Source organism: Pseudocitrobacter sp. 2023LY-00077 (genome assembly GCF_055796175.1).
The window spans coordinates 1-1318 of the sequence record NZ_JBSPEI010000080.1 but is presented as its reverse complement, the minus strand read 5'-3'; the positions used below and the strand labels follow the sequence as shown (position 1 = coordinate 1318).

Below are 1318 nucleotides of genomic sequence, written 5' to 3'. Positions count from 1 at the left end.
GGGTCTTCCCTTGTTGTGGTGGCTGAAGGCATGATAATGGTGTATTTAATCGCCAGAGGTCACCGCCATGGACGAAAAGTCCCTCTACGCTCATATTCTCAACCTGTCCGATCCGTGGCAGGTAAAGTCCCTTTCTCTCGATGAAAATGCCGGTTCTGTTACTGTCACTATTGAGATCGCTGAAAACACCCGGCTAGCCTGTCCGACCTGCGGTAAATCCTGTTCTGTTCACGATCACCGTCATCGTAAATGGCGCCATCTTGATACCTGCCAGTTCACCACTATTGTTGAAGCCGATGTTCCACGAATTATGTGTCCGGAGCATGGCTGCCTGACGTTGCCTGTTCCGTGGGCTGGCCCCGGAAGCCGGTATACGTTGCTATTCGAATCGTTCGTTCTCTCATGGCTGAAAATCAGCACCGTTGATGCTGTCAGGAAGCAACTTAAGCTCAGTTGGAATGCGGTTGACGGCATTATGACCCGGGCAGTTAAGCGAGGTCTTGCCCGGATAAAAAAGCCATTATCCGCCCGTCATATGAATGTGGATGAGGTCGCCTTTAAAAAAGGACATCGTTACATAACGGTGATCTCCGATCGCGATGGTCGGGCGCTGGCCTTAACGGATGATCGCGGCACAGAGAGTCTTGCCGGCTATCTTCGCACGCTCACTGATGGGCAGTTGCTGGCTATCAAAACGCTCTCAATGGACATGAACGCGGGCTATATAAGAGCAGCGCGTATCCACTTACCCAGTGCGGTTGAGAAAATCGCCTTTGACCGCTTCCATGTGGCGAAGCAACTGGGCGAGGTAGTTGATAAAACCCGTCAGAATGAACATCCGCACCTCCCTGTTGAAAGCCGACACCAGGCAAAAGGAACCCGCTTCCTGTGGCAGTACAGCGATAAGTGGATGACCGAATCCCGGCAGGAAAAGCTGATGTGGCTGCGTGCACAGATGAAGCTGACGAGCCAGTGCTGGGCGCTGAAAGAGCTGGCAAAGGATATCTGGAACAGGCCATGGAGCGAGGAAAGACGGAGTGACTGGCAGAGGTGGTTGGCGCTGGCGGCTAACAGTGACGTTCCCATGATGAAAAATGCCGCGAAAACGATAGGAAAAAGGCTGTACGGGATCCTGAATGCGATGCGACACAGTGTCTCAAACGGAAATGCGGAGGCACTTAACAGCAAGATCAGGCTGCTGAGGATAAAAGCCAGGGGATACCGAAACCGGGAGCGCTTTAAACTGGGGGTGATGTTCCACTACGGAAAGCTGAATATGGCGTTCTGAGCCTTCCCACCATGATCGGGGAAGACCCAT

At 52.7% G+C, this 1318-nt stretch carries 1 protein-coding gene; it reads left to right on the top strand.

The features are described 5' to 3' along the window. Nucleotides 1-67: 67 nt before the first annotated feature. Complete coding sequence (locus tag ACWWFX_RS25740) at nt 68-1288, top strand: ISL3-like element ISKox3 family transposase (RefSeq protein ID WP_000343760.1); 1221 nt, start codon at nt 68-70, stop codon at nt 1286-1288. Nucleotides 1289-1318 lie beyond the last annotated feature (30 nt).